Here is a 5,225-nt window from a genome sequence, read left to right on the forward strand (position 1 = left end):
CAGTGATTGGCGATGGCGCTCTAACAGCAGGCATGGCATTTGAAGCAATGAGTCATGCCGGAGATATCGCTCCTGACATGCTAGTTATTTTAAATGACAATGACATGGCGATTTCGGACAACGTAGGCGGTTTGAAGAACCATCTGGCGAGAATTCTGTCAGGAAAAACATACAATCAGATGCGCGATGGCGGCAAGCAAATTCTGAGCAGCACTCCCGGCCTAATGGAGTTTGCCAAGAAAACTGAAGAGCACGTCAAAGGCTTGGTTGCACCCGGTACGCTTTTTGAGGAATTAGGCTTTAACTACATTGGCCCTATCGATGGTCATGACTTGCCAACCTTAATCAAAACATTAGAAAACATGAAGGAGCTGAAAGGCCCTCAATTCCTTCATATTGTCACCAAAAAAGGGAAAGGCTTCGCACCAGCAGAAATCGACCCGATTGGCTACCACGCAATCAACAAAATAGAAGCAAAACCCAAAGTAAGCCCTGTTGAAAATAAGCCTGCCAGCCAACCCAAGTACTCAAACGTTTTTGGCCAGTGGCTTTGCGATATCGCCGCACAAGACAGTCGGGTCGTCGGTATTACGCCAGCGATGCGAGAAGGTTCCGACCTAGTTCGTTTTTCCGAACTCTACCCTGAGCGCTACCATGACGTTGCCATCGCCGAACAGCATGCCGTAACACTGGCAGCAGGCATGGCTTGTGAAGGAGTGAAGCCTGTTGTCGCAATTTACTCAACCTTCTTACAGCGCGCATATGATCAGCTCATTCATGATGTCGCCATCCAGAACCTGGATATTTTGTTTGCCATAGACCGGGCTGGCCTGGTTGGTGAAGACGGCGCAACGCATGCCGGAAGTTTCGACCTATCCTTCTTACGCTGCATTCCCAAGCTAGTTGTGATGGCGCCTTCGGACGAAAATGAACTTCGGAAAATGCTCTACACAGGCCACCAATATGAAGGCCCAGCTTGCGTGCGCTACCCACGAGGCACAGGCCCGGGTGCAGAAATTGAAAAAGAGATGCAAGCCTTGGAATTAGGCAAAGCCAAAGCAATTCGCGAAGGAAAGAAAATAGCCATTCTATCATTTGGCTCTTTGCTGGAACCGGCGAAAGCTGCTGCCGAAAAGCTCAATGCAACACTCGTGGACATGCGTTTTATCAAACCACTCGATACGCAAATGATTGATGAACTGGCGAATAAGCACGAGACCTTGGTCACCTTGGAAGAAAATGTGATCGCCGGCGGCGCAGGAAGCGGCGTGTCTGAATACTTACGCGGGCAAGGACTTGTTTCGCAGGTCATTCATCTAGGCCTTCCCGATAAGTTTGTCGCTCACGGTAAGCCTCAAGACCTGCTTAAACAGTGCGGTTTAGATGCAGAAGGAATTGAACAGAGCATCTTGGCGCTTAGCAACCGAAAAGCAATCGAAAACGCCAGTTAGTCCGCTGGCGCATCATCGTCCTGATGGTCGCGCAACCAATGGCCTAATTTGCTCGCCTTGGTCGAAAGGTAACCGTCATTATGCGGGTTACGGCCAACCTGAATTGGAATTCGCTCGACAACCGAGACTCCACCACTCTGCAAAGCTTTTACTTTTCGTGGGTTATTGGTCATCAGCTTCAGCTCCTTAACACCCAAATGTGCGAGCATGTCATAACAAATCGTGTAATCTCGGAGATCTGCCGCAAAACCTAACTTTTCATTGGCCTCAACCGTATCAGCACCTTGGTCTTGTAACTGGTAGGCACGAATCTTATTTAATAAGCCGATACCACGACCCTCTTGACGTAAGTACAGCAATACACCACGACCTTCATCAGCAATGCTTTGCATCGCCTGCTCTAACTGGTAACCACAGTCGCAACGCATACTAAACAAGGCATCGCCAGTGAGACATTCAGAATGCGTTCTCGCTAATACAGGAGCACCGTTTGAGATATCCCCTAAGGTCAATACAACATGCTCCTGACCAGACTCCACCTCTTCAAAGCCATGCATATCAAACACGGCAAAAGGCGTTGGTAAACGGCATGTTTCAATAAAGCGAACTTTCACAGACGATCCTCTTGGCACAAACTAAAAAGGCATACTAAGGGCTTACAAGCAAGCATCCAAACAAGCTATAAGACCTGCAGGGCGCGCATTGTATCACATTCTGACAAGCGAGCTTAACTCGAATGTAAATTGAAACGGTCTTTTCCGCGACAAATTAGTGAATTCAAACTTACATAACTTGAAAGCCCCGAAAGCAGCTGCTCTAATTAGCCTCCCAAAGATAATAAGAACTAAGAAAATGAACCTATACGAAGAGCGTATTCTTCCACATCTGATCAATGCTGCCTGCACCTCTCCCCCTATTCAGAAACTCCGTAAAAGAATAGTACCGAAATGCACCGGACGAGTTCTCGAAATTGGCATGGGCTCTGGCGCCAACCTTGAATTCTACAACAGTAAGAACATCGACTTTGTATGGGGCCTAGAGCCCTCTGAAGGAATGCGAAGAAAGGCCGCAGCTAAGGTGGCAAAGTCCGATATTGAAGTAAAATGGCTGGACTTACCTGGTGAAGAGATTCCGCTTGAAGACGACTGCGTTGATACCATCCTGCTAACCTTCACCTTATGCACAATCCCCGACTACCACAAAGCCCTTCAGCAAATGCATAGAGTACTCAAGCCTGAGGGTAAGCTTCTATTTAGTGAGCATGGCCTAGCGCCTGAACCAAAAGTTGAGAAATGGCAACACCGTTTAAACAAACCCTGGGGCTGTGTTGCAGGAGGTTGTAACCTGAACCGCCCGATTGATAAGCTCATTCAAGCAGGCGGGTTCGAAATTGTAATGATTGAGCGCTTCTACGCTCCTAAAGCACCAAAGTTCGCAGGCTATATTTATCTAGGTGAAGCTCGAAAACTATAAATTCGGACTTAGGAGCTTAACCACCTGTCATATTCATAAAGCGAACAATTTGAGGCTCTTCAGACAAGTTAAACTCATGACGCTCTGGCTTAAGGTCCATTGCCTCGATAATGCTTCGCTTCAGACGCTCTCTGTCTCCGGGGTGGGCACGCAAGACGGCACGCAAGTCAACCGCATGCTCATTACCCAAGCATAGCAAAAGTAAACCCTCAGCAGTCACTCGCACCCGGTTACAGTCACCACAAAAGTTATGACTATGAGGCGAGATAAATCCGATGCGAGTCTTTTCTCCGGGCAATTGATAATAACGCGACGGGCCATCGGAGCGATTGCCGGTCGACACTACCTGAAGCGGCCAAACCTCACTGATAATTTCTTTAAGCTCTTGATTCGAGCAAAAAGCTTCTTCGCGACTATGTTCCGAGATAACGCCTAAGGGCATCTCTTCGATAAAGCTAATATCAATGCCTTTGCCCACTGCAAAACGTATCAGGGGGATTACTTCGTCGGCATTCCGACCCTTCATAATCACAGCATTCAATTTGATCTTCTCAAAGCCTGCGTCAATTGCTGCATCGATTCCCTGAAGCACTTTTTCAAGATCACCAACGCGAGTTAACTCTTTAAACTTGTCAGCCTTTAGAGTGTCCAGACTTATGTTTAAACGCTTTACGCCCGAGGCGAGCAAAGACTTCGCGACTTTTGATAACTGTGAACCATTTGTCGTCATCACCAGCTCATCCAAACCAGGCAAGGCGCCTACCGACTCGCACAAGGACATTACATTTGCTCGAACTAAAGGCTCACCACCCGTTAAACGTATCTTTCCGACACCTAGCTCGACAAAGGCCTCAGCAACTTGGTGCATTTCTTCCAAAGTCAGGACTTTTTGTCTCGGAACAAAGGTCATTTCTTCGTCCATGCAATAGACGCAGCGAAAATCACAGCGATCAGTCACAGACATACGCACGTAGCTAACGCGACGGCCAAACTTGTCAATTAACTGATTGCTATTAATACTCATCGACTCTCACTCAATAGTTCAATTTTACGATGCCAAATAGTGACCACTACGGCCACCTTTCTTTTCGAGTAATCTTACCTGATCGATCACCATACCTTTATCAACCGCCTTACACATATCATACAAAGTCAAGCAGGCGACACTCACGGCCGTTAAGGCTTCCATTTCAACACCCGTTTTGGCATCAAGCTTACACTGGGCCGTCATTCTTACCCGGGGTTCACCCTCTTCGAGACCTAGCGCTTCAATCTCTATGCTTACAGAACTGAGGTTCAAGGCATGACACAAGGGAATCAGCTCCGAACACTTCTTTGCCGCCATAATTCCGGCTATTCTGCAGGTCGCGAATACATCACCTTTCTTGTGACGACCTTCGGTAATCATCCGAAGGGTTTCTTCCTTCATTAAAACGTAACCTTCTGCGCGTGCAATACGGTGGGTAACTTCTTTTTCACCCACATCTACCATATGCGCTGCACCTTGCTCATTCAGGTGCGTTAGATTGTCGGACATACTTACCTCTTTCCCAGACTCTAATGACTCATTCTATCAGACCAAGCTGCTATCTTTTAGACCACGCACCAATACCTGCTACACCTTGCGCTCCTGCCTGAAAAGCACGAGGTAAATCAGCAGGGCTCATTCCCCCTAATGCATACACTGGCAGCGTCGCTAACTTAAGCCAGGCACTGAAGCTAGACCAGCCAATTGCGATGGCATTAGGGTGAGTAGCTGTTTCCTGCACCGGTGACAATGTTGCAAAGTCTGCCCGAATACTTTGTGCATGTGCCAGCTCATCTAAAGAGTGGCAGGACACCGCTAAATAAAAGTTTTCTTTAAAAGGTCTAACATGACAACGCTTCGCCACATAAGTCGGCAAATGAACACCTCTAACACGCGTTTTGTATTGCTCAAAACGAAGCAAGCATTCACCTAGCAGCTCCGCCGAAGCCTCCGCATCAAAAGACAACTCAAGGTGCGCACTCAGCATTAGGCTCTGCCCTAAACCGGGAATCGTCGCCAGCAAGTCATCCAGCCAAATAAAATACTCATCAATACTTAAATCTGGCTGCCTTAAGAGTATCATGCCTGGACATTTTTCGAACAAAACTTCTACTTCTTTTCTTGCCCTATCCAAATTTGGGTAGGTAGGCGTAACTATATATTGCTCTGGAAGTTGGCAGGCGGTGATGATAGGCACATTAGCATCAGGGAAGCTGTATTTTGATAAATCCCCACACTCAANCCACTTTACTTGCTGTCCAAATTCTCGAAAG

6 protein-coding genes are annotated in these 5,225 nt (G+C 47.4%); 2 read left to right on the plus strand and 4 right to left on the minus strand.

Features of this window, described 5'->3' with window-relative positions; genetic code table 11:
* On the plus strand, positions 1 to 1,451 hold a 1,451-nt coding region (gene dxs, locus A3761_RS22125), incomplete at its 5' end, for a 1-deoxy-D-xylulose-5-phosphate synthase (RefSeq protein WP_068750895.1).
* Here dxs and ribA read toward each other — a convergent pair.
* Positions 1,448 to 2,065 (minus strand): GTP cyclohydrolase II, encoded by a 618-nt coding sequence (gene ribA / locus A3761_RS22130; RefSeq protein ID WP_068508589.1) that lies wholly within the window; start codon positions 2,063 to 2,065, stop codon positions 1,448 to 1,450. The two genes, dxs and ribA, sit on opposite strands and share 4 nt — an antisense overlap.
* Before the next feature lie 238 nt (positions 2,066 to 2,303).
* On the opposite strand from ribA, the gene A3761_RS22135 reads away from it, so the two are divergent.
* A complete protein-coding gene (locus tag A3761_RS22135; RefSeq protein ID WP_068516341.1) occupies positions 2,304 to 2,924 on the plus strand; it encodes a class I SAM-dependent methyltransferase in 621 nt (206 codons plus the stop codon).
* Positions 2,925 to 2,940: 16 nt separating this feature from the next.
* On the opposite strand, the gene moaA is transcribed toward A3761_RS22135, so the two are convergent.
* The 3 genes from moaA to A3761_RS22150 all read right to left on the minus strand — a co-directional run.
* Positions 2,941 to 3,948 carry a GTP 3',8-cyclase MoaA gene (gene moaA, locus A3761_RS22140; protein WP_068553784.1) on the minus strand — a complete coding sequence of 336 codons (1,008 nt, stop codon included), beginning with the start codon at positions 3,946 to 3,948 and terminating at the stop codon, positions 2,941 to 2,943.
* Between the two features lie 24 nt (positions 3,949 to 3,972).
* Positions 3,973 to 4,461, minus strand: a complete 489-nt coding sequence (gene moaC, locus A3761_RS22145; RefSeq protein WP_068516348.1) for a cyclic pyranopterin monophosphate synthase MoaC — start codon at positions 4,459 to 4,461, stop codon at positions 3,973 to 3,975.
* A gap of 49 nt (positions 4,462 to 4,510) precedes the next feature.
* A partial coding sequence (locus tag A3761_RS22150) for a thiamine phosphate synthase (protein WP_197473177.1) occupies positions 4,511 to 5,225 on the minus strand: 715 nt, incomplete at its 5' end.

It is taken from the genome of Oleiphilus sp. HI0123 (genome assembly GCF_001635315.1).

Excerpts from the sequence above, each read along its gene's own strand:
- A3761_RS22135 (WP_068516341.1), top strand. The coding sequence starts at position 2,304 with ATGAACCTATACGAAGAGCGTATTCTTCCACATCTGATCAATGCTGCC.
- moaA (WP_068553784.1), bottom strand. The coding sequence starts at position 3,948 with ATGAGTATTAATAGCAATCAGTTAATTGACAAGTTTGGCCGTCGCGTT.
- moaC (WP_068516348.1), bottom strand. The coding sequence starts at position 4,461 with ATGTCCGACAATCTAACGCACCTGAATGAGCAAGGTGCAGCGCATATG.